23 protein-coding genes are annotated in these 22,543 nt (G+C 37.4%); 3 read left to right on the forward strand and 20 right to left on the reverse strand.

The window, feature by feature from the left end; genetic code table 11:
- Window positions 1-183: 183 nt before the first annotated feature.
- Together ACQKMI_RS00345 and ACQKMI_RS00350 are read right to left on the reverse strand one after the other, a co-directional pair.
- Complete coding sequence (locus ACQKMI_RS00345) at window positions 184-669, reverse strand: helix-turn-helix domain-containing protein (protein WP_427486663.1); 486 nt, start codon at window positions 667-669, stop codon at window positions 184-186.
- Window positions 670-898: 229 nt separating this feature from the next.
- The gene (locus ACQKMI_RS00350) at window positions 899-1,096 is read right to left on the reverse strand and encodes a hypothetical protein (RefSeq protein WP_427486664.1); all 198 of its coding nucleotides are present in this window, start codon (window positions 1,094-1,096) and stop codon (window positions 899-901) included.
- Window positions 1,097-1,928: 832 nt separating this feature from the next.
- Here ACQKMI_RS00350 and ACQKMI_RS00355 point away from each other — a divergent pair.
- Window positions 1,929-3,167: a potassium channel family protein gene (locus ACQKMI_RS00355; protein WP_427486665.1), complete on the forward strand. Its 1,239-nt coding sequence runs from the start codon at window positions 1,929-1,931 to the stop codon at window positions 3,165-3,167.
- Between the two features lie 182 nt (window positions 3,168-3,349).
- On the opposite strand, the gene ACQKMI_RS00360 is transcribed toward ACQKMI_RS00355, so the two are convergent.
- Together ACQKMI_RS00360 and ACQKMI_RS00365 are read right to left on the reverse strand one after the other, a co-directional pair.
- On the reverse strand, window positions 3,350-3,571 hold the full coding sequence (locus ACQKMI_RS00360; protein WP_427486666.1) for a hypothetical protein: 222 nt from the start codon (window positions 3,569-3,571) through the stop codon (window positions 3,350-3,352).
- Entirely contained in the window at window positions 3,568-4,041 is a 474-nt protein-coding gene (locus tag ACQKMI_RS00365; RefSeq protein ID WP_427486667.1) for a hypothetical protein, read from the reverse strand. The genes ACQKMI_RS00360 and ACQKMI_RS00365 overlap by 4 nt, the downstream gene beginning before the upstream one ends.
- A 150-nt stretch (window positions 4,042-4,191) precedes the next feature.
- Here ACQKMI_RS00365 and ACQKMI_RS00370 point away from each other — a divergent pair, with 150 nt between their 5' ends.
- Entirely contained in the window at window positions 4,192-4,413 is a 222-nt protein-coding gene (locus ACQKMI_RS00370; protein WP_427486668.1) for a helix-turn-helix domain-containing protein, read from the forward strand.
- A 24-nt stretch (window positions 4,414-4,437) separates the two neighbouring features.
- Here the strand turns inward: ACQKMI_RS00370 and ACQKMI_RS00375 are convergent, their stop codons facing one another.
- The 15 genes from ACQKMI_RS00375 to nusB form a co-directional block, all read right to left on the reverse strand.
- A complete protein-coding gene (locus ACQKMI_RS00375) occupies window positions 4,438-4,851 on the reverse strand; it encodes a hypothetical protein (RefSeq protein WP_427486669.1) in 414 nt (137 codons plus the stop codon).
- A 217-nt stretch (window positions 4,852-5,068) separates the two neighbouring features.
- On the reverse strand, window positions 5,069-5,359 hold the full coding sequence (locus ACQKMI_RS00380) for a hypothetical protein (RefSeq protein ID WP_427486670.1): 291 nt from the start codon (window positions 5,357-5,359) through the stop codon (window positions 5,069-5,071).
- 809 nt (window positions 5,360-6,168) lie between these two features.
- Window positions 6,169-7,140: a tyrosine-type recombinase/integrase gene (locus tag ACQKMI_RS00385; RefSeq protein WP_427486672.1), complete on the reverse strand. Its 972-nt coding sequence runs from the start codon at window positions 7,138-7,140 to the stop codon at window positions 6,169-6,171.
- 138 nt (window positions 7,141-7,278) lie between these two features.
- Window positions 7,279-8,070 (reverse strand): sporulation transcription factor Spo0A, encoded by a 792-nt coding sequence (gene spo0A, locus ACQKMI_RS00390; protein WP_323647058.1) that lies wholly within the window; start codon window positions 8,068-8,070, stop codon window positions 7,279-7,281.
- A 345-nt stretch (window positions 8,071-8,415) separates the two neighbouring features.
- Entirely contained in the window at window positions 8,416-9,363 is a 948-nt protein-coding gene (locus ACQKMI_RS00395; RefSeq protein WP_427486673.1) for a SpoIVB peptidase S55 domain-containing protein, read from the reverse strand.
- Window positions 9,364-9,483: 120 nt separating this feature from the next.
- A complete protein-coding gene (recN, locus tag ACQKMI_RS00400) occupies window positions 9,484-11,175 on the reverse strand; it encodes a DNA repair protein RecN (protein ID WP_427486674.1) in 1,692 nt (563 codons plus the stop codon).
- A 35-nt stretch (window positions 11,176-11,210) separates the two neighbouring features.
- Window positions 11,211-11,660, reverse strand: coding sequence for a transcriptional regulator AhrC/ArgR (gene ahrC, locus ACQKMI_RS00405; RefSeq protein ID WP_427486676.1), 450 nt, complete (start codon window positions 11,658-11,660; stop codon window positions 11,211-11,213).
- 100 nt (window positions 11,661-11,760) lie between these two features.
- The gene (locus ACQKMI_RS00410; RefSeq protein WP_427486678.1) at window positions 11,761-12,579 is read right to left on the reverse strand and encodes a TlyA family RNA methyltransferase; all 819 of its coding nucleotides are present in this window, start codon (window positions 12,577-12,579) and stop codon (window positions 11,761-11,763) included.
- Window positions 12,579-14,480: a 1-deoxy-D-xylulose-5-phosphate synthase gene (gene dxs / locus ACQKMI_RS00415; protein ID WP_427486679.1), complete on the reverse strand. Its 1,902-nt coding sequence runs from the start codon at window positions 14,478-14,480 to the stop codon at window positions 12,579-12,581. The genes ACQKMI_RS00410 and dxs overlap by 1 nt, the downstream gene beginning before the upstream one ends.
- Before the next feature lie 164 nt (window positions 14,481-14,644).
- The gene (locus ACQKMI_RS00420) at window positions 14,645-15,526 is read right to left on the reverse strand and encodes a polyprenyl synthetase family protein (RefSeq protein WP_427486680.1); all 882 of its coding nucleotides are present in this window, start codon (window positions 15,524-15,526) and stop codon (window positions 14,645-14,647) included.
- Between the two features lie 3 nt (window positions 15,527-15,529).
- Entirely contained in the window at window positions 15,530-15,763 is a 234-nt protein-coding gene (gene xseB, locus ACQKMI_RS00425) for an exodeoxyribonuclease VII small subunit (protein WP_427486681.1), read from the reverse strand.
- Between the two features lie 2 nt (window positions 15,764-15,765).
- Entirely contained in the window at window positions 15,766-17,118 is a 1,353-nt protein-coding gene (xseA, locus tag ACQKMI_RS00430) for an exodeoxyribonuclease VII large subunit (protein ID WP_427486682.1), read from the reverse strand.
- A gap of 711 nt (window positions 17,119-17,829) precedes the next feature.
- Window positions 17,830-18,645: an undecaprenyl-diphosphate phosphatase gene (locus tag ACQKMI_RS00435; RefSeq protein ID WP_427486683.1), complete on the reverse strand. Its 816-nt coding sequence runs from the start codon at window positions 18,643-18,645 to the stop codon at window positions 17,830-17,832.
- Window positions 18,646-18,793: 148 nt separating this feature from the next.
- Window positions 18,794-19,660, reverse strand: a complete 867-nt coding sequence (gene folD, locus ACQKMI_RS00440) for a bifunctional methylenetetrahydrofolate dehydrogenase/methenyltetrahydrofolate cyclohydrolase FolD (protein WP_323647073.1) — start codon at window positions 19,658-19,660, stop codon at window positions 18,794-18,796.
- Between the two features lie 33 nt (window positions 19,661-19,693).
- A complete protein-coding gene (gene nusB, locus ACQKMI_RS00445) occupies window positions 19,694-20,074 on the reverse strand; it encodes a transcription antitermination factor NusB (RefSeq protein ID WP_053483714.1) in 381 nt (126 codons plus the stop codon).
- Window positions 20,075-20,857: 783 nt separating this feature from the next.
- Between nusB and ACQKMI_RS00450 the strand changes: the two genes are divergently transcribed.
- Complete coding sequence (locus ACQKMI_RS00450; protein WP_427486684.1) at window positions 20,858-22,027, forward strand: MFS transporter; 1,170 nt, start codon at window positions 20,858-20,860, stop codon at window positions 22,025-22,027.
- 84 nt (window positions 22,028-22,111) lie between these two features.
- On the opposite strand, the gene ACQKMI_RS00455 is transcribed toward ACQKMI_RS00450, so the two are convergent.
- A complete protein-coding gene (locus ACQKMI_RS00455) occupies window positions 22,112-22,522 on the reverse strand; it encodes an Asp23/Gls24 family envelope stress response protein (RefSeq protein WP_323647078.1) in 411 nt (136 codons plus the stop codon).
- Window positions 22,523-22,543: the final 21 nt, after the last annotated feature.

Consider the following 22,543-nt stretch of genomic DNA (forward strand, 5'->3'; position numbering starts at 1 on the left):
AATTAGACTGCGAGCCTTCTTTTGCTCTATCTCTCTTTTATATACAATCAATAATATAATTAGCGATATTACTAGCCCGTCTATTTGCGTCTTTTTGCAAATAGCGGAATATCTTTAAATCTTTATACATTAGGTCTTTATCGTTAAGTCTTTATATATACTAATAAACGAGATAGTCGAGGTCTAAAAATCAGACTGCGACAATTCAATGTCTTGACCACGTACCGGAATCAACTTATCAAAAGCAGCTTTTTTCGCACCGATACGCTCGACCTTAGCTAACTTCTTCTCGTAATTCGGAATCGCATCCGGGAATCGTGTGATAAACTCTACCTCGTCATCAATCAACGCATTGAATGTATAAGCATGGCTACCACGCGAACCACGCTTAAAAATATTAATCATACCTAAATCACATAACGTTTGAATGGCTGCAGATATAGTACCCCGACTTACATTTAAATCGATTTCCATCGAGTCAAACGAAGGCCAACTGTATCGTCGACCGATGTTATAGTTCTTTAACAAATACGCATAAACTAACAAAGTCGTTGTTTTAAAATCTGGGTGTAATGTGTAAACGGTTAAAACAGCATTTTGAACAGCTACCCAACCACCCTCATAATCGTAAGGTAAAGCCTTTTGTACATCTTTTTTAGCATCCGTCATAGAATCGTCTCCTTTAGCAGTTTAGTAGATTGGCTGCGGATCATTATCGTCTGCGCGCGTGTGTCAATATCGCTTGTAATGCCGGTGTATCCTCGAAGATAAACACTTGATAGCCAGGTAACTCCCGGCAAGGTTCTGTGCGTAATATGCGATGACCACTCGTGGCAAGCTCGTTGGCAAGCCGTAGTGATCGGATAGCTTTCGTTTTCATGCGTGTACCTCCGTTTTACTATAACTTTTCTCGCAATTCTTTTCTGCGCTCCTCTAATTCGAAATGACGCTCGATATGTTTAACTTTCTCGTCAGCATCTAACGTTTCTGAATTAATAGTTTTATAAGTCTGTATCGCTTCCTCAATTGTTTCGTTAAAATTCTCTGCCACTTGTAATGTTGTTACCTCGTTTGTCTTTGCTGTTTTTGTTGTCAATAAAATCTCTCCCTCTTTATAATTGTTGTTTGTGTTATATGTGAACGCCGATTGATCGACGGAATTGTCTCCTACTATGTAGTGCGCGGTAAAAACTGAATTTGATATCACTTTTCATAAAATAATTTTCTACTTTACATAGCAGAGTAAAACATCAAATTTGATATCACTTACTGTAAAATTCTCGCTCTACTATATACCGCACACTAAAACGTCCTATTTAGGGACAACTTTTCGTAAACTTTCTGAAAAACTTTCACCTACCATATACTGGTCTGTAAAATGTCATTCCGTTAACACTTTTAAAGAAAAACTTCTTCCTACTGACTTATATCCATAAAAATTCCGTTTGTCGCACTTTCGTTAAAAATAAATCTAGCAATGTTTATTAAACTCCTTACTAACCTCCTTACAGAACTTATATACACGAAAATGCAGATTCGCACACTTTCTTCGCAAAACGACCATAAATACCTACGAGCTATATCGTTACAATAAAAAAATAACGGTCCTCACGTTGCAGCATGAAGACCGTCATATATATAAGAAGCTAGTTCATCAATTCTCCTTTGTTTTAGGCGTTTCAGCCTTCGTATGATAATTACGTCGACTTGCGATTTAAAGCCGCTATTAGCCACGTTTATAAAGATGAAATGAAGGCACTAAACTCTACTACTATCTATACCCGAACGATATTCGGTTTTCGGACAAGGTATCCTCAATAGCTTTTAAAATATTTCCTTTGATGTCAAAAAAAATCTTAAACCGATAACTTCATTCTAAATATTTTGTATAATAAATAAAAATAAAAGTAGAAATCGAGTTGATTAAATTGCCAGCCTTAATTGAATTTGAATTATTATTTGAGAACGAGGAAAAAAAATATACTCCATTTGAAGGTAAATTCCAATTACCAACTACAGAAAATTCTTTAACTTTAACACCTGAGTTTTTACAACAAAAATTTTCAAACTACTTAGAAAGTGATAAAAAAATTATTGGGTTTAATGCACATATTGACTGCGATAAATTAATTTTAGTTATAAAAGATTTTTCATATTTCACTTTACAAAAATTTGGGTTATCAAGTGCTAATGTCTCTTTGTTAAAAGTTTTAGATATAAGTGATTTTTTTCGAATAAATGGATTTAGTGTTGAACGATTTGATATCGAACGTTCTAGTAACCTTATTGTAAATTGCGATATTCAAGAATTAAATCTTGGTATTGAAACTAACTATAATAATCTTAGAAATAGTTCACCCGAAAGTTTACAAGAGACTTGGACAGACATACGAGAAAGTAAAATAAATAAAGCACGTTTATTTGTTCCACAGACTAGGATAAATATACAGAACTCTACTTGTAAAAGATTTGTTTTTGAAGGCTCCGCAAAATCTATTGATGATTTACATATATGGGAAAATACTTTATTAGATACGCTTACGCTTTCAGGTCACTTCAAAAAAATAAAAATAAAACACTCTACTATAAATAAGGTTTTATTTTCCAATAATACGCAAATTAATGATATAGATATTGATTCTACAATAATTGAAAATATCCATAATGCTAATGAAAATACTTTTATTAATAAGACAATAGATAACTGGTCCCTCATTGCAGAATCAGCAAAAAGTAGTAATAATTCATCACTTTATTCAATGGCAAATTTTGAGTATCTAAAATTAGAGAGAAAATCGAATCCGAAAATCTTCCAAAAGCTATTAAATCTATCAATGGAGCTAACCAGCGGATACGGTTATAAGCCCTCAAGAACTGTAGGTACTTCACTATTAATTTGGGTATTATTCACAGGTTTATATTGGTTAATATCAAAATATACATATGGAGGTTTGAGGCTTCTTAATGGAGAAATAATTTCCGGATTAAAAGGATTAGGATATTCCGCTTACTTCTCCCTAATCACATTTACTACTACTTCTTTTGGAGATATAACTCCTGTCGGATTATGGGCAAAATTAACTGCCGGAATACAAACTCTTCTTGGTATATCATTTATGTCTTTATTTATATTTGCATTAACAAAAAGATATGGTAGTTTTAAATAATTTTGAATATAGGCATTCTATCTTTAAAAAACATTACTAAGAAAAACTAGGTGTTGGCGCACCTAGTTTTCATTGACCATTGTTGGCGCAAAACGGACGACTCGACTCATTGGCGCGAGTGAGTATTTATATTAAATGCGTAACAATTTGATGGATGAGTGTCTAATTCGGAATGTCGTTAATTACATCATTACATATATAAACAAAGCTATTGCGACAGAAAACGCTGTTGTACCGTAGTACCATACTCTAAGTTCACCGTCTTCGCCTTCTTCACCGAAAAAATATGCGTCTACCTGCTTCGCTGTATCGGCGACTGCTTTCGTTAGTAACTTAATGTACGCCTTCTTATATTCACGCTCAAACGACTGTACTGACGCTTTACGTGCAACTCCTTGTTTCATGCTGGAATCCCTCCAATTACTAACTCCTGACCGTCAACTATCAAGGCGCGATAGAAATCTGAACAAACTACATATATATGCTCTAGTATCGGTATTGTTTTAAGCGCTTTATTTGATAAACGCATTACAATCGTTCGCCAAGCACCTTTCTCCGTGGAAACTGCCTCGTAATTATTTAAGTAATCACTACTATCTGCGATAACAACTTCCGTTGCTTGATCGGCTACTTTTTTCGTATACTCTGCTACTAAACGCTTGCACTTACGAATAGTGTCATCAATCATTTCCTGTACGTATAGCGGAACTGGTGTCGTAGGAACTGTATAATCCCACCTACAGTTGCGTCGCTTTACAAACACTTGATAAGACGTTGAGAATACGCCTTCTTTTTCAAACGAAACAATCTGATACTCCACTGACCAAACTTCGTTGTCTGTTAACCATTTGCCTTCGTCTAACGTTGTAAACATTTCACATTCCGCCTTTCGTAGTGTCATTTTTGCACATCGTAGTGTGCTTTGTAGTTAATATGATATACACTACAGTGTGCATTGTCAACATTAAATTGAAGTTATATACACTACAGTGTAAAATGAAATTAAAAAGGATTGTGATTACATATGATTAAAGTACATTTATCTCGTTTATTAGGTGAGAAAAGAATGAAGATTTCTGAATTAGCGAAAGAAACTGGTTTACATAGAAATGGTCTTTCACGTTTGTATAACGAGGAAACTGATGGAATAAAGTTCGATACATTAGAGAAGGTTTGTAAAGCTTTAAATTGTGAAATTAGCGATCTCATTGAGATAGTAGACGAAGAAAAAGCGCATGCCGACTAAGTGGCTGCGCTCCTTTTCAAAACTTTATTTCAAAACTTGCATCCCCGATTTTTTACCTAATCCCTTGAATGCTTTTTCTAGTAGATTATTTAGTAATTCATCACTAAAGGATTCTCTCTTAGTTCCCCCGGAATATGTAAATATCATATCAGGGACGTATAATTGACCTAAAGAATCCATATAATCTTGCTCGGCATTGTAGAATTTAAATTGAATACTTGGGCTGCTACCATTTTTAACTACTATTTGATGGTTATATACTTTAAAAGTTATTTTATTATCTGATTTTTCCAGTTCAATATATTCATCCGCATTGTCTACTGCAAAAAAGTTTTCAAAGTATTTGTAGACGTAATCCATAACCTCATCTTCATTATCAAAGCTAGCAATAAATACATCTTGTTTTATTTTTTCTTCGATTAATTGTTTCCATTTCATTGTTTTATCACCTCCATATTTATACATAATTCTATAAAAAAGTATATTATCCTTTAAATTTATTAATATTTTATATTGACAATACTCCAAAGTTCGCCAATCATGAAGCCGAGATAAGGAAAACGGCTTGGCGCAGATTTATCAGCAGCATTTAAGTAGATAAAAAGCAATCGTTCCCAGTAATCACAACATAACGATTTGACAATGTTGCACTTTGTTAACTTTTTTTGTGTTTTTGATCATCTTGCAAAAGAGTAATCCACAACGCTAACACCCCACCAAAAAGCATCGGGCCAATGTTATTTGCGGATGTAGTTACGAGTGCCGTTATGTATAACCAAAGCAGTATAGAAGATACACCTGCTATACTTTTGTATTCTTTATACCCTTTCTCTTTAAAGCGCTTCATAAATATTTCAATAGAAAGAGCCAAAAATATTGCTGCAGATGCGATTAGAAAAACTGTTAATACCACTAAAGGATTATGATGTAAATAATATGCCTTCACAATGCTTCCACAAGCTTTATAGAAGGTATTACTTAGGTCGAAATATTCAAACATTTTCATTAAACATACTATATAAATAAAGCCCGATACTCCCAAAAAGAATTTCCTTATATATATAATAACCATCTCCCAAATATCATTTTTTCAATTATAATATATTTAAATCCATCTGCATAAATAGAGTTTGACAACCATACCCATTTGCTAGCAGAATGGCTGCTTGTTTAGGAAATCGGCGCAAAAGTCGTTACCTACTATCGCAAGAAACGTTAGAAACGAATCGAGCAACAATATGTAACGATCGCATTTGCTAGCGTCATGGTGACGTCCGAGGTTTCTCGTATGCTCCTGTTAAATCGGGATATTTCTATCCGTATGTACTCGTCTATTTATCGTCCTAGACGTGCGGTAGTCCTTAATTGAGCGTATTTGTACGCTGATTGTCCGCTTGTACATGCTTACCCTAGCCGTAACTAGCCGATAAACCATGCCGCGCCCTTAATGGTGGCGCTCACCAATTCATCGCAACCGTAACAGGAAACGGCTTGACCTGCGATATAGTCGAATTTACTGCGTTGGCTCGACGTAACCTGACGTGTTTTTTAATGACGCTTAACGGCTTCTCGTCAGTGAACGTTCCTAAAAAAGACAATAGGAAAGCAGACCTTTGCATTTTACGATTTTTCGAGGTAAAATGAAGGCATATCATCGCTCATATTAAGTTGTGAGTGAACACTATCGCTGGCAGGCAATTAGTGTAATCGTTTTAAGAGTCGTTAGTGCTGCGAACACTAGCGGCTTTTTTGTGTTTAAATATTTAAGTTCTCTAACGGACTATGTTGTCGATACTTCTTCATCACTTCCTTATCAGCAAAATCTAAATAAATTTGAGCAGTAATATCAACGCTGGCATGTCCTAGCAAACGAGATAACGTTGCTAAATCACCGCCATTTATTAAATATCTTTTGGCAAAATTATTTCTAAGTAGATGAGGAGTAATTTGCAAACCAACATCTTTACTACGCAGTCTAAATGAACGTTCGACTCCCTCAATCCGTAATTTAGTTCCTCTATTCGTCGGAAAGACATAAGAGCTATCTGAATATCGATCCTTGTATGCTATCCAAGCCCTAAGATGTTTGCGCGTCTTTTCTGAGTAGTAAACGAAACGTTGCTTGCTGTTTTTCGTCTTTCGCAATAACAACGCATTGCCTCGCAAATCTATATCAGATACTACAACTTCCAACAATTCTCCTATTCTAGCCCCAGTATCAAAGATTAATCGCGCAATTACCCAATCGCGATACTGATCGAATTTCGTAACGTCGAAAGAACGGAAAAACTGCTTTAGTTCATTATCTTCGAGCATAACTTTGACTTTTCGCTCCGGTTTAACATTCTTTAAATCCTTCAAAGGATTGCTGCGAATAAGTTGTTCCGAATATAAATGCGAATAAAACGCTTTTATGTTACGTACATAATTCGCAATTGTCGTTTTACTTACAGGCTTTCCAAAATCGCTTCGTCGTTCTGGGTAGTTTACAGGCGTTTCTGCAGCACTTATCTCGAACTTACCCCTTTCTTCTATAGAACGAATATAAGAGCGTATATGCTCTGCTTTGACGCTTTTAACGTCATCTACTTCAAAGTTATCCATGAGATACCTTGCGAATAGTCTAAGCGTTTGTTCATACGATTTTAGCGTTTTAGGCGAAAGACCTTTTGCGGAACAATCCAACATATAACGGTCAACTTCGATTAAAAACGGACTTATAGACATAAAAAATACGCCCCCTCAAACAGTCGGCGTAAACTGTCTAAAAAGGCGTTATAATTTTCGCTATATAAGCGTTATCTAATTTAGATTTACCGGTCATTCTCCGCTAAGCCAACCGTCACAAACCTTGATATACCGAGACTAACTAGCCATCATATCGATACGAATCTTGTCTGCAATCATAGCAATGAATTCACTATTTGTCGGCTTCGACTTCAAATGATGCACTGTGTACCCAAACATCGACGAAATCGATTCATAATTGCCACGATTCCATGCGACTTCAATGGCATGACGAATCGCACGTTCAACTCGTGATGGCGTTGTATTGAATTTTTTGGCAATTTCTGGATATAAAATTTTCGTCACAGAGCCCAATAACTCGATATCTTCGAATACCATTTGAATAGCTTCTCTCAAATAAGAGTAACCTTTAATATGAGCAGGAACGCCGATTTCTTTAATAATGGCTGTAATCGTGCTATCTAATTGATGTTGATTTAATTTTTGAGGTGCCGCCGGTTGTAAAACACTTGTCTTCTTAGGAAGTGTTGCCTTCTGTCCAGCACAATGTAAGATTTTTTGAACCAATTGATCAAATTCAAATGGCTTTAGCATAAAATAGGATGCTCCTAAGTCTACAGCCTGTTTCATCACATCTTCTTGACCAAATGCAGTTAACATTATAACTTGAATGGATGACATTTTTTCATTTTGATACATCGACTCTAAAACAGCTAACCCATCAAGATGTGGCATTATAATATCTAGCAATAAAATATCTGGTGTGAATTCCTCAAGCATTTGTAAACAAACTTTCCCATTTGAAGCAGTTGCAATGATTTCAATTTCAGGATGCCCTTGGAAATACTGCTCCATTGTTTTTAATAACTCACGATTATCATCTGCAATCGCTACTTTAACCTTTGTCATTTAAATTCCTCCTTCTGAACTGTGCTTCGAATATCACCTCAAAGCTTCCTACCCCAATGCTTTTTTTGCACACTGTGGAATTTTCGACATTTTTGTTTTAAAAACCTTTTCTATTTCCAAAAATGAGTATGTAGTCCGATACTTTCTTTCAATATCGACAAGTTATGATAAATAACTGACAAAGCTTCGAATGCTTATACCATTTATTTTAGTGAAAAAATGGAGATAAAACTACAGTTTTTTTTAAGTATCGCTAATCGCTTCATAAATAAAGGAAATACTTGGTGAACAATATATTTTCATGAAGGAATGAAGAAAGGAGCTACCTATTGGCAGCTCCTTCATTTAAGATGATTTTTTTAACATTTCCGCTACAGTAATAGCTGCTCCTTTTTTAGGCTCCTCCACAAACATATGCGTAACCGCACCTACAAAACGACCGTCTTGAATGATAGGACTGCCACTCATTCCCTGCAAAATACCACCTGTTTTTTCAATGAGCTTTTTGTCAGTAACTATAAATTCAAGGCGTTCATTTTCAACCTTTGTAATTTCAATTGAAAAAGTTTCCACCTTACTGCCCTCGATTGCCGTAGAGATTTCCGCTTTCCCTGCTTTTATATCCTTTTCATGCATAATTTCAATTGCTTTAGGTAAACTTTGTTGATAACCGTTTTCCCAACGGCCAAAAATTCCATAAACTGTATTTTTATCTATACTCCCTAATCGATCCTGATGTTTTTCAATGGAGGATATTTTATAGCCAGGTTGACCAGGTATACTTTTACGAATTTGTTGAATCGAAGCTAAAAAAATGGAGCCAGCATGGAAAATAGGGGCTTCTTGTAAGGTTGAATCAACGATTTGGTGGCCTAACGCACCGTAACTTTTTGTCTCTGGATCAATGTATGTCAATGTTCCTACTCCATCTGTTTCATCTTTTAGAAAGGAAATAACATGTTCAGCTTCTTGCTCCTGTAACTCAAGTGTCACTTCTTTTCCTTCATTTTTTATCGTCCATTTTTGTTGTCCTTGTCGAGCAACAGCTTTTTTGGCATCTGCAAGCGTTTTTACAGAAATATCATTTATTTTTTCAATAACAGCGCCTCCTTTCATCCATTGATTGGAAGCTAATAGTACATCATGCGCTACAAACACATGTGATAACTGAAGTTGAATTCCAATTGCTTCGCCCATCGGAATAAGCTTTTTTGCGGCAAAAACCTTTACGGGCATGAATAATAAAACAATGAGCATAGGCAAAATGACAAATTGACGCCAACGACGATACATACGACACCTCCTTTTTGTTTTTGTCTTTTTACTATGTGTTGTTGTGGCATTCTTATAAGCGGTAAATATTTGCGCAAAAAGAAAAAACCCAGAAACAACAATCTGTTTCTGGATTCTTTGCTATCTCATTTGTTTTTTTCGTTCATTCGCCATTTTTAAGAGCTCTGTCGCGTGCTGCAATGTTAAATCTGTAATTTCCGCTCCAGATATCATGCGACTGACTTCTTCGATACGAGCATTTGTATCTATTTCCAGCAATGACGTAAATGTTCGATCATGCTCGACTTCTTTTTTAATAAAATAATGATGATCGGCCATCGCAGCCACTTGTGGTAAATGCGAAATACATAATACTTGAGAGTTAATGGATACTGCTGCAATTTTTTCTGCGATTGCTTGCGCTACGCGACCACTTACACCTGTGTCGACCTCATCAAAAATAATAGATGTAATGCCATTTGAGGATGAGAAAATCGTCTTTAACGCAAGCATCATACGCGATAATTCTCCACCAGAAGCAATTTTCGGCAAAGATTTTGGCGGCTCGCCTACATTCGTAGAAATATAAAAAATTACTTGGTCTTTTCCGTTCGCATCAAAGAAAGGTAATTCATCAAAATTAACAATAAATTTTGCTTTTTCCATATGTAATTCACGCAGTTCAGCCATAATAGCTTCACTTAAATTATGTGCAGCTTCCTTTCGAACAGTAGAAAGTTCTGCAGCAAGCTCATCAAGTACCACTTCCATTTCCAGCACTTTTCGTTCTTTCACTTGCAAAATTTCGTCTCGATTTAAAAGCTCATTTAGCTCTGTTTTAATTTTATCGTAATACGCTAAAATCTCTTCAACTGTTGAGCCATATTTGCGCTTCAAATTTTGTAACAAAGCTAAACGTTGCTCAACCTCATTTAAACGAGCGGGATCAAATTCTAATTCGTCCAACACATTTTTGACCTGGTACGCTGCATCTTGTAACGCATAAAATGCAGTAGTGACAGATTCGGATGCCTCTTTAAATTGTTCGTCAACAGTGGCAGCATCCTCTAAGGCTCCCATGGCATTGCCAATCCAGTCAAGACCCTTTGATTCACCTTGAATTGCTTCATAAGCTGCACTGGAGCGTTCGAAAATCTTATTGAAATTCATTAGACGGCGACGTTCATCAAGAAGCTCATCTTCCTCGCCAAGCTTTAAATTGGCATCCTCCAGTTCTTTCATTTGGAATTGGTACAAATCAATACGTTGCGCCATTAACTGCTCATCAATCGAAATTGAAGCTAATTCTTTTTTTAGTGAACGATATTCATCATATTGAGAACTGTACGCCTCTTGAATTGGTGTAAGTTGTTCCTCGGCAAAATGATCAAGTAAATTGATATGCTGTTTCTCATCCATTAATTCTTGATTTTCATGCTGACCATGAATATCGATAAGGCTAGCACCAATATCACGTAAAACAGATAATGGCACAAGTTTACCGTTTACTCGACAAACACTTTTTCCAGAATCATTTAAATCACGGCGTAAAATAATGGTATCTTCTTCAATTTCAATGCCTGCCTCTTCAAGTTTCTTATGAACAGGATGCCCAGAACTTGAAATTTGGAATAAACCACCTAATTCAGCCTTCTTAGCTCCATGACGAATAAATTCGGTATTTCCTCGTCCGCCAGCAAGTAAATGCACTGCATCGATAATAATGGATTTTCCTGCCCCTGTTTCACCTGTTAAAACAGTTAAACCACCTGAAAAACTTACCGTTAAATCCTCAATGATGGCAAAGTTTCGTATACTAAGCTCTCTTAACACAAAATGTCACCTCTGTATCAAATTACCCTGCTATTTTATAGCATTTCTAATAAGCGATTTTTAGTATTTTCACGCTCATCTGCATCACGACAAATAATTAAAATAGTATCGTCTCCAGAAATAGTCCCTAAAATTTCAGGCCAATCTAAATGGTCAAGTAATGATGCAATAGCATTGGCATTACCAGGAAGAGCCTTCATAACTAAAAAGTGTGATGCACCGTCAATGCTGACAAAAGCATCAGCTAACGCACGATGTAATTTTTGTATAGGATTGAATCGTTGGTCTGCGGGTAAGCTATATTTATAGCGTCCATCCTGTAAAGGTACTTTAACAAGATGAAGTTCTTTAATATCACGTGATACTGTTGCTTGTGTCACATTATAGCCTGCATCTTTTAAAAAATCGACTAAATCATCTTGCGTTTCGATTTCATGATTGGCAATAATGTCCCGAATTCGTATATGTCGTTGTCCTTTATTCATCTCAGTCACCTCTTATAAATAGTTGAATATTTGTATATTTACACTACCATTTTAAACATAAAAGCACAAGAAAAAACACGGCTCTATAAACGAGCACGTGTTATTTTAGTGCACTATGCGCTTCTTCAACGAGTGTATTAAAAGCTGTATATGCAGAGACATCTTCATCACCAATAGGATTCACTAAATGGAATAAAAATTCAATATTCCCCTCGCCTCCTGTAATTGGCGAAAACGAAGCATCCTTAACGACAAAGCCAACCTCTGTCGCCATTGCAGCTGTCTTTTCTAAAACTTCTAAATGTACTTTTTTGTCGCGAACAATGCCTTTTTTACCGACATTCTCTTTCCCAGCTTCAAACTGAGGCTTTACCAGTGCCATTACATCGCCACCTGGCATTAACAACGTTTTTAAGACAGGTAAAATAAGTGATAATGAAATAAAGCTGACATCAATTGTTGCAAAGTCTGGTAAGCCCTCTGTTAAATCTGCTGCTGTCGTATAACGGAAATTTGTTTTTTCCATGACAGTTACACGTTCATCAGATCGGATCTTCCATGCTAGTTGGTTGGAACCAACATCCAATGCATAGCCATGTCTTGCACCGTGCTGTAATGCACAATCGGTAAATCCTCCTGTAGAGGAGCCAATATCTAGCATTAGCTTCCCCTCTACAGACATATCAAAAATTTGTAGCGCTTTTTCTAACTTCAAGCCGCCACGGCTAACATATTTTATATCCGAGCCTTTTACTTGTAGTGGTGCATCTATAGCGATTTTTTCCCCCGCCTTATCGATGCGTATTTCATTAGAAAAAACTAGCCCTGCCATAATAGAGCGCTTTGCTTTTTCTCGGGTTTCGCATAGCCCACGCTCTACAAGTAAAATGTCTACACGTTCTTTTGGAATTTTTGTCATTATTTATTCAAACCTACTTGCTGTTTTTGTTGAAGTAACACATGCAAACGTGCCACTGTATCTTCAGCCGTCATGTGAATTTCAGCGAGAAGCTGATCTACATTACCATGCTCAATAAAATGATCTGGTATACCCATACGATCGATCAGTGCACTTAAATAGCCATGGTCATGGGCAAATTCTAATACACCACTACCAAAACCACCTTGTAGAACTGCCTCTTCAATCGTTAAGATTGGTTTACCGCTTGATAATATACGATGAAGCATATCCTCATCCATTGGTTTAATGAAACGAGCATTGACTACTTCTATCTCTACACCTTGCTGTGCTAAAATACCGGCTGCTTCCATTGCCATTGGAATTGTCGTACCAAAGGTTAAGATCGTAGCATCCTTACCTTCTCGTAACACTTCCCAGCTACCAATTGGTAACGTCTTAAGCTCATCATCTAAAGGAACGCCTATACCGTTACCTCGTGGATAACGTAATGCAATTGGACCGCCATCATATTCAATGGCTGTTTTCACCATATGTTGACCTTCATTTTCATCTTTGGGCATCATAATTGTCATATTTGGGATATGACGAAGGAACGCAATATCAAATACCCCTTGATGTGTTTCACCGTCTGCGCCAACTAAGCCTGCACGGTCAATTCCTATAAAGACATTTAAGTTTGGACGTGCAATATCATGTAGTACTTGGTCATAAGCACGTTGAAGGAATGTTGAATATATGGCTAAAAATGGTTTCATTTTTTGTGTTGCTAGACCCGCTGCCATCGTGGCTGCATGTTGTTCAGCAATTCCCACATCAAAGAAACGCTCTGGGAAATCCTTTTGGATGCCTTGTAGTTTCGAGCCCACTGGCATTGCAGGAGTAATTGTGACAATTCGTTTATCCTCATGCGCAATTTTACGAACAGTCTCGGCAACCAAACTACTCCAAGCTGGACCTTTCGCCTCTGATTTTACAAAGGCACCGTTTTCAATTTTATAAGGACCTGTCCCATGCCAATTACCGATTGTATCATCTTCAGCAGGTTTATAACCTTTGCCTTTTTTCGTAATCACATGAACAAGCACTGGCCCTTTTACTTTTTTAGCTTGTGATAAAGTTGCCTCAAGAGCTTCGAAATCATGTCCATCAATTGGTCCTAGATATTTAAAGCCTAGCTCCTCAAAGAACACACCTGATACCACTAAATATTTTAAGCTATCTTTGACACGCTCAGCAGTTGAAGCAAGTTTACCGCCTAGCACAGGAATCTTATTCATGAGGGATTCCAGTTCTTCTTTTGCTTTTGAATATTCCTTGGCTGTACGAAGACGTCCCAATACATTGTGTAACGCTCCGACGTTTGGAGCGATTGACATTTCATTATCGTTTAAAATGACAATCATATTAGTTTCAGCATGACCGATATGGTTTAATGCCTCTAGTGCCATACCACCAGTTAAAGCTCCATCTCCAATAATTGGTATCACGAAGTTCTTTTCTTTTTTGATATCACGTGCTGCTGCCATACCCATAGCTGCTGACAAAGATGTCGAGCTATGACCTGTCTCCCACTCATCATGTTCACTCTCCACACGCTTTGGAAAACCACAAAGCCCTTTGAACTGACGTAATGTGTCAAATTGATTCGCACGACCTGTCAAAATTTTGTGCACGTAAGCTTGGTGGCCAACATCCCATAAAAACTTATCTTGTGGACTGTCAAACATTTTATGGAGCATAATCGTTAGCTCCACAACACCAAGGTTCGGTCCGATATGACCACCCGTGACAGAACATTTTTCGATTAAGAAGGCACGAATTTCTTGCGCAAGTCGCTCAAGCCCCTTCTTATCTAAGCTTTTTAAAAAGGCTGGACTAGCTATCTTATTTAAATCCACCTTTCTCACACACCTTTTCAATAAATTATTCACCGTAATTGTGTTTCCACCATTATAACAGTGTTATCAATATGCTAAAAGTACGAACTCTTTATTGTTTGCACATTGGCAAACGCCCTCACCTATTCTAGCATACTCTATGCCTTTAGCGCCTCGTTTTTCTCCTAGTTTTTACGATGAACAATATAGGCTGCAAAATCACGTAATAAGCTGGCATCTACTTGCAATTTATCTAATACGTTATTAGCATGTTGATAATGCTCTGCAAGCTTTTCTTTTGCCCCATCTAAAGTTAACAGAGCTGGGTATGTGCTTTTATCACTTGCTACATCTTTACCAGCAGTTTTTCCCAGTTCTTCTGTAGTTCCCTCAATATCTAAAATATCGTCTTGAATTTGGAAGGCGAGGCCGATATGATGCGCATATTCCTTTAAAGTTTCGCGATTTTCTTGCGTTACATCAGCTAACACCGCTCCCGCTTCAATACTAAATCGTAATAAAGCGCCCGTTTTATTGATATGGACATGCTCAAGCTCAGCTATGTTCAGCTGACGCTTTTCACCTTCTATATCGAGTACTTGCCCCCCAACCATACCTTCTGCACCAGCTGCTTCACTTAACAGATTGACAAGCTCAATACGTTTTTCAGCTGATACATCCATGCGTGCTAAAATGCCAAACGCAAGTGTATTCAATGCATCACCTGCAAGTGTCGCTAATGCCTCGCCATAAACTTTATGGTTTGTTGGCTTACCTCGACGGAAATCGTCATTATCCATACTTGGTAAATCATCATGGATTAACGAATACGTATGGATGATTTCAACGACTGATCCTACAGTTAAACCATCTTTTAAATTCTGATTGTATAGTTCAAGAACAGCTAATACAAAAAGAGGGCGAATACGTTTACCTCCAGCTTTTAATGAATAAAGCATTGATTCTTTTAAATTGGCTGGTGCGTCAATTTTCTCAACTAGCGCAAACATTTCAGCTTCAACTTGTGGTATGTTGCTTTCAATAAAATGCTTTAATTGCTCGTTCATTTCTTAGTTCTCTCCCTTTAGTGGATCAAATGCTGTAGTTTCACCTGTCTCTTGGACAATAGAAATTAACTGCTCTTCAGCATTTTGTAGCTTGCTATGGCAAAAATGTGAAAGCTCCATTCCTTGTTTATATAAATCAATCGCATTTTCTAGCGGCACATCACCTTGCTCTAGCTGACGGACAATCTCCTCAAGTGCCGTCATAGCATCTGCGAAAGTTTGTTGTTTCTCTGCCACAATTATTCCCCCTCATTTTTTGGCAAGATCTTTACCACATCAGCAATAACCTTTCCATCATGGAAGGAAAGTGTTAATTGATCCTGTGGCTTTACATCAGCTGATGATTTTAACATTTGATGATCTTTATAAGCTACCGTAAAGCCCCTTGTTAAAATGGCAAGCGGATTCAATGCTTCTAAAGTTCTGACGGTTGCCTCAAATTGTTGTTTTTGCTTCGTTACATAATGCGTTGTAGCACGATTTAATTGTTGGACATGTGCTTCTAGCTCTCGTTGATGGAAAGCTAAAGCCTTTTTCGGTGAGTGCTGCTCTACCGCACTACGTAATTGTTGAAACTGCGCTGTTTTCTTCATCAAATCGACCTGCATTGCTTTTTGCAATCCCGACTCAAGCTGTGCTAGCCTTTCCGTAAAAGGTCGATATAGACGTTCTGGCATTGACAACGGATAAGATTGTTGGAGCTTATTTAGACGTTGTCGTTCTGCCATAAGTTGCGCTCTTACTATTTGATGGAGTTGTGATTTTTGTGTAAGTACCCGCTGAAATAAATCCTGTTGATCAGGTACAGCCATTTCAGCCGCTGCCGTTGGTGTTGGTGCACGCAAATCAGCTACATAATCCGCTATAGTCGTATCCGTTTCATGACCTACCGCACTAATAATAGGGATACGGCTTCCAAAAATCGCTCTTGCGACAACTTCCTCATTAAATGCCCATAAATCCTCAATCGATCCACCGCCTCGCCCAACAATCAATACATCGCAACTTGCATCGATATTTGCGCGCTCAATATTGTGAACAATATTTGGCGCTGCTTGTGCTCCCTGTACAAGGGTAGGATAAATGAAAATTTCAGCAAGTGGATAGCGTCTCTTTAATGTTGTACAGATATCTCGAATGGCTGCTCCTGTTGTCGACGTTAAAACACCAATTTTCTCCGGAAACCTCGGAATTGGTTGTTTCCACTCAGGTTTAAAAAGCCCTTCTTTTTGTAACTGCTCTTTCAGCTGGTTAAAGGCAACAAACAAGCTACCGATTCCATCTGGTTGCATTTCCTGTACATATAATTGATATGTACCGTAGCCTTCGTACACGTTTACATCCCCACGGATAAATACTTGCATACCGTCCTTAGGTTCAAACGCCAACTTTCCGGCTGCTGATTTAAACATTGTAGCCGCAATTCGTGCTCCATCATCCTTTAATGTAAAGTAAATATGTCCTGATTGATGAATCTTGACATTGGATAACTCTCCCTTTACATAGACTTCACGTAAATGCGGATCAGCATCAAATTTCCGTTTAATATATTTTGTTAACGCTTTTACAGTTAAATAAGAAGCAGATGTCATTTTTCCGGCTCCTTTACTAAAATCAAGTTTTTCACAAAACTACACTTATCATACCATTTTTTATTGTGCCTGACGTGCCAAAATGCAGTTTTGCTTGAAAAAACGACTGTCTTTTATAGAAATGAAAACCTTTCTATAACATATCTTAAGATCTCGTATTAGGTAAAGTATGTCTTTTCGACAAAACGAGGGGTTGATTTCCGTTCCGACTGAGCGCTTTCTTGGGGGCGGATTGAACTGCCAAAGCGACGGATAGATTTGTCAAAGTGACGGTATGAAGACGAAGTGACGGATAGTGCAGCCTGAGCGACGGTAAGAAGACGAAGTGACGGATAGTGCAGCCTGAGCGACGGTAAGAACTGCCTGAACGACGGATTGAACTGCCAAAGCGACGGTATGAAGACGAAGTAACGGATAGTGCAGCCGAGGCGACGGATAAAACAGTCGAAGTGACGGATTGAACTGCCCAAGTGACGGATAGAATCAAACGCGACGGTAAGAGCAGCAACATATATGAAACGTAGCGGTAGAAACAGTAAAGGTACAATCATATCACTGTTATAAGTCTATTCTTTTCGATTATGGTGAGTAGCCTAGAACGGTAATCCTCCGCATCTAAACGCTACGACATTTACGAAGAATACCTACCATTCCAATTTTTCAACACATAAGAAAACCTCACAACTTAATAAAGTTACGAGGCTTTTAAAATTAATAAAATATTAATAAGAGCGTACCCACAAGGAAGCAATAATATGTAAAGTAGCTAAGCTTGCCACTTTTCATGATTCCCATAAACCAACGCATTGCAAAATAAGTCATAAATAATGTCGCAACAAATGTCGCAGCATAAGGAATTGCTAATGCACCTTTATTTGGCTCATCTAAAAAATCTGAAACCCCAAGGACAACCCCGCCAAGACTTACAGGAATATAAAGCATGAAGGAAAATCGCAAAGCAGTTTCCTGTTTCATACCTACAGCAATGGCCGAAATAATAGTTGCTCCTGAACGGCTAATACCAGGTGTTAATGCTACAGCTTGACCAAGACCTACGATGATGGCGTCTTTGGCAGTCAAATCCGCATCCTTTTTTGTACCACGCATATTACGGATTAGCCATAGGGCAATACCTGTCACAAATAGCATAAGCGCAATCGTTGTCATACTAACATTATCCGCAATAACATCGCTTAATAAAACACCTAAAATGCCCGCCGGAATAGAACCAATCACAATGAATATGGAAAAACGGAAATCCGCTTTATAACGATTCTCTCCTGTTTTAAGATAAAGGAAAAAATTTGTGATGAGTCGGACAATATCCTCTCGATAAATATAAACAATAGCCAATAAAGAAGCTGTGTTCGTTAAAATAGCAAAGGTAAAACCTTGCTCACCAAGACCAAGAATTTCACTTGCAATCATAACATGTCCGCTCGATGATACAGGAATTGGCTCTGTAAATCCTTGCACAAGACCGATAATAATATGTTTGATGATAAGTATTAAATCTATGTTTTCCATAAAAACCTCCCTCTTCATATGTATGACCCAAACGTTATATTAGACGTTATAAACAGCGCGAAAGTTCTCGAAATACTAAGAAAGTAAATCATAAAAAAAGCTACCTCAATAAAAATTGAGATAGCTTTTTATAAAGAGTCATTCAAAATTATAGCTTAACTATATGTGCAAGCTTATTTTCTGCTGCTTGAACTGTGTTGAATAGTAACATAGTAATTGTCATTGGTCCTACACCGCCTGGTACAGGTGTAATATGAGACGCAATTCCATCAACCTCATTGAAGTTTACGTCACCGCAAAGCTTGTTGTTTTCATCACGATTAATACCAACATCTATCACAACTGCGCCTTCTTTAACATGCTCCTTCGTAATAAAGTTTGCACGTCCAACGGCTGCAATTAATATATCTGCTTGTTTAGTGAATGAAGGTAAATTTGGTGTTTTGGAATGCGTATATGTAACGGTTGCATCCTTTTGTAATAGAAGTTGTCCCATTGGTTTCCCAACTATATGACTACGCCCCACGATGACCGCATGCTTTCCTGCTATTTCGATTCCTGAATATTCAAGAAGCTTCATTACGCCAAACGGTGTACAAGGCAAAAATGTTTCTTGGCCAAGCATCATTTTCCCAACACTTACCGGTGAGAAGCCATCAACGTCTTTTTCAACAGCAATTGTGGCAATAACAATATCCTCATCAATATGTTTTGGGAGTGGTAATTGTACTAAAATACCATGAATATCTTCACGATTATTTAATAATTCAATTTGTGCTAATAATGATTCTTGCGTAGTTTCTTCTGGTAGTTTAATTAGCTCAGAAAACATACCGATGGCTTCACAAGATTTTTGCTTATTTCTCACATATGTAGCCGAGGCTTGGTTGTCTCCTACTAAAACAACCGCTAAGCCTGGTGTTAATCCTTGCTCTTTTAAACGCGTTACTCGCTCTGCTACTGAATTACGAATTTCTTGACCAATTTCTTTACCATTAATAATTGCACTTGACATAGACCTTAGTTACTCCTTCCAATTCAACACATGTTATTGTTCTGTAAATTTAGAAAGTACGCCATTAACAAATTTCGACGAACCATCGTCTCCAAATGTTTTGCATAACTCGATTGCTTCATTAAGTACTACTCTTTTTGGTGTTTCTGGCATGTATAAAATCTCGTATACAGCTAGACGTAAAACCGTTCTTTCAATTTTAGGTAAACGGGCAAGCGACCACTTTTCAAGATGCTGTTCTAAAGCAGCATCGATTTCCTCCAAATGTTCAACTGTTCCAGTAACAATCTTTTCATAGAAGACATTTGTTGGTTGGCCTTTAATATGACCCATTGCTTCCTCTACTGTTAGATCGGTATTGTCTAGCTGAAACAAAACTTGCAACGCTTTTTCGCGTGCTTCATGTCGTTTCATGTAAAGCTCTCCTTCTTAAGTGGCATTAAGGTTTATAATAGCATAAATTCGTGAGAGAAACACGAATTCAGGCAAGTTTTAAATAATCTGATACCTTTTTCAAGCAACTTTTTGCTTATTTTAACACCCTGCAATTAACTTTACTAAGAAATATATTGAAATTAAAAATCAACCTTTATTGTTTAAATACCAAGAATGTAATAATTAAGGAAATTAAATATCATCTTTTGAGGTGTTCATTATGCAATATGAAGTTACATGTACAAGTTGTAAAAGAACTTTCAAGTTATATGAAGGCGAGGAACAATGTAAAGAACGCAAATCCTGCCTATTTTACTGCGATGATTGTAAACATAAAATTTCGTTTTGATGCGATACGAAACTTCTTTAGCTCTTACTAGCAAGGGCATTTTATGAATGAACGTAGCTGCTCCATTGACATCAAAGCATGAAAGAAATATATAACACTTTGTATAACCGCGAACGAATACTTCCACACTTATAAAAAGTAGAAAAAAAATCCGCCGGAGGCTTGCGCAATGTGAAACTGGTCACTCAGTCGTTCGTTGTTCTTGCTGTCGCTTCGCTTGCGCACAAATAAATTGCTACAGGGCGTTGAGCCCTTAGACTGAATTCCTCTATTTCAGCGGGTGTTTGAACACCCGCTGAAATAAGTTAAAACAAATCTTTTGACCCTATAGTTACTATAGGGTTTATTGTATTACTTGGAAATATTCTAGTAGATTTTGATTTATGTATCGTGAATGATTGAAGGAGAACAACATGAATAAGAAACAACTTTTAACCTTAAGTATTTTATTATCGAATTTATTCATTGCCTTTTTAGGTATTGGTTTAGTTATACCTGTGCTACCAACACTTATGAATGAGCTGAAAATTTCAGGCTCTGTCGTTGGTTATATGGTGGCCGCATTTGCTATCACTCAACTTATCGTCTCACCGATTTCTGGTAAAATGGTAGATACCATTGGCCGTAAAATCATGATCGTTGCGGGGCTTTTTATATTCGGTTTTTCAGAGCTATTATTCGGGCTTGGACGCACAGTTGAAATACTCTTTGTCTCACGTATGTTAGGTGGTATCAGTGCTGCTTTCATCATGCCTGCGGTAACTGCATATATCGCTGATATTACAACCTTGTCACAACGTCCAAAGGCATTGGGTTATATGAGTGCCGCGATTAGTACCGGCTTTATTATCGGACCTGGTATCGGTGGATTTTTGGCAGAATTCGGAACGCGCATACCGTTTTATGCTGCTGGTATACTTGGATTTTTAGCAGCGATCTTGTCATTTATTTTACTAAAAGAACCGACACGTGCTTCTAATGATGAACAGTCTGCATCATCAATTTCAGGCAGTGTGAAGCGTATTTTTAGCCCACTATACCTTATTCCATTCGTGCTTATTTTCGTACTATCATTTGGTTTAGCTGCATTTGAATCGTTATTTAGCCTATTTGTGGATCATAAATTCGCATTTACACCTTCAGATATCGCAATTATTATTACGGGAAGTGGAGTAGTCGGGGCTCTCGCTCAGCTAGTATTATTCGATTGGCTGACAAAGAAAATGGGCGAGATTAATCTTATCCGTTATTCACTCGTCCTATCTGCTGTTTTAACATTTGCTATGACATTTGTAAGCCATTATTTTGCAATATTATTTGTCACATTCTTTATTTTCGTCGGCTTCGATTTAATACGTCCTGCCGTTACCTCTTATTTATCAAAAATTGCTGGTAATGAACAAGGGTTCGTTGGTGGCATGAACTCCATGTTTACAAGTCTTGGTAATATATTTGGTCCTATTTTAGGTGGGGTATTGTTCGATATCAATTTGAACTATCCGTATTACTTTGCGACAATTGTTTTAACACTCGGCGTTATCCTTGCCTTATTCTGGAGAAAGCCAAAGCATATTGAAATATAATAAAGTAGCCATACTAATCACTGCTGAACAATTTCCGTGAACAACGTTAAAAAAGAAGGATTGCCCTGTAGGCAACCCTTCTTTTTATTCTTGTACAGCTACTTCTTCTTTTTCAAAGAGAATGCCAGTAATGTGAACATTCACTTCAGCTGTTTCAAGTGCTGTCATATTTAAAATTGCTTGGCGGATTTGAGTTTGTACTTCTTTCGCCACTTTCGGGATTGTATAGCCGTATTTTACAGAGCAAAATACATCAATGGCAATCTCACCAGTTTCAGTAACACCCGATTTAATGCCCTTATTATGAACTTTTTTACCGAAGCGTTCTACTACGCCTGTAGCTATATTACCGCGAGTTGCAGCAACCCCTTCTACCTCGTTCACTGCGATCCCAGCAACAACCTCGATTACTTCCGCTGCTACTTCAATTCTCCCAAGTTCTTCTTTACCAGAAGGCGTTGGTTGTACGAAAGATTGTCCTACTTTCTCTGCCATACAAATATCATCCTTTCCCTT

It is taken from the genome of Lysinibacillus sp. NPDC097214, assembly GCF_050277945.1.
Lineage (GTDB): Bacteria > Bacillota > Bacilli > Bacillales_A > Planococcaceae > Lysinibacillus > Lysinibacillus xylanilyticus_B.

Coding starts and splice junctions, on each gene's coding strand:
- folD (WP_323647073.1), bottom strand. CDS start 19,660: ATGTCAAGTGCAATTATTAATGGTAAAGAAATTGGTCAAGAAATTCGT.
- ACQKMI_RS00375 (WP_427486669.1), bottom strand. CDS start 4,851: ATGAAATGGAAACAATTAATCGAAGAAAAAATAAAACAAGATGTATTT.
- ACQKMI_RS00420 (WP_427486680.1), bottom strand. CDS start 15,526: ATGAACGAGCAATTAAAGCATTTTATTGAAAGCAACATACCACAAGTT.
- ACQKMI_RS00360 (WP_427486666.1), bottom strand. CDS start 3,571: ATGAAACAAGGAGTTGCACGTAAAGCGTCAGTACAGTCGTTTGAGCGT.
- xseA (WP_427486682.1), bottom strand. CDS start 17,118: ATGACATCTGCTTCTTATTTAACTGTAAAAGCGTTAACAAAATATATT.
- ahrC (WP_427486676.1), bottom strand. CDS start 11,660: ATGAATAAAGGACAACGACATATACGAATTCGGGACATTATTGCCAAT.
- ACQKMI_RS00450 (WP_427486684.1), top strand. CDS start 20,858: ATGAATAAGAAACAACTTTTAACCTTAAGTATTTTATTATCGAATTTA.
- ACQKMI_RS00370 (WP_427486668.1), top strand. CDS start 4,192: ATGATTAAAGTACATTTATCTCGTTTATTAGGTGAGAAAAGAATGAAG.
- ACQKMI_RS00365 (WP_427486667.1), bottom strand. CDS start 4,041: ATGTTTACAACGTTAGACGAAGGCAAATGGTTAACAGACAACGAAGTT.
- ACQKMI_RS00345 (WP_427486663.1), bottom strand. CDS start 669: ATGACGGATGCTAAAAAAGATGTACAAAAGGCTTTACCTTACGATTAT.
- spo0A (WP_323647058.1), bottom strand. CDS start 8,070: ATGACAAAGGTTAAAGTAGCGATTGCAGATGATAATCGTGAGTTATTA.
- nusB (WP_053483714.1), bottom strand. CDS start 20,074: ATGAAACGACATGAAGCACGCGAAAAAGCGTTGCAAGTTTTGTTTCAG.
- ACQKMI_RS00395 (WP_427486673.1), bottom strand. CDS start 9,363: ATGTATCGTCGTTGGCGTCAATTTGTCATTTTGCCTATGCTCATTGTT.
- ACQKMI_RS00435 (WP_427486683.1), bottom strand. CDS start 18,645: ATGGAAAACATAGATTTAATACTTATCATCAAACATATTATTATCGGT.
- ACQKMI_RS00385 (WP_427486672.1), bottom strand. CDS start 7,140: ATGTCTATAAGTCCGTTTTTAATCGAAGTTGACCGTTATATGTTGGAT.
- ACQKMI_RS00455 (WP_323647078.1), bottom strand. CDS start 22,522: ATGGCAGAGAAAGTAGGACAATCTTTCGTACAACCAACGCCTTCTGGT.
- ACQKMI_RS00410 (WP_427486678.1), bottom strand. CDS start 12,579: ATGACAAAAATTCCAAAAGAACGTGTAGACATTTTACTTGTAGAGCGT.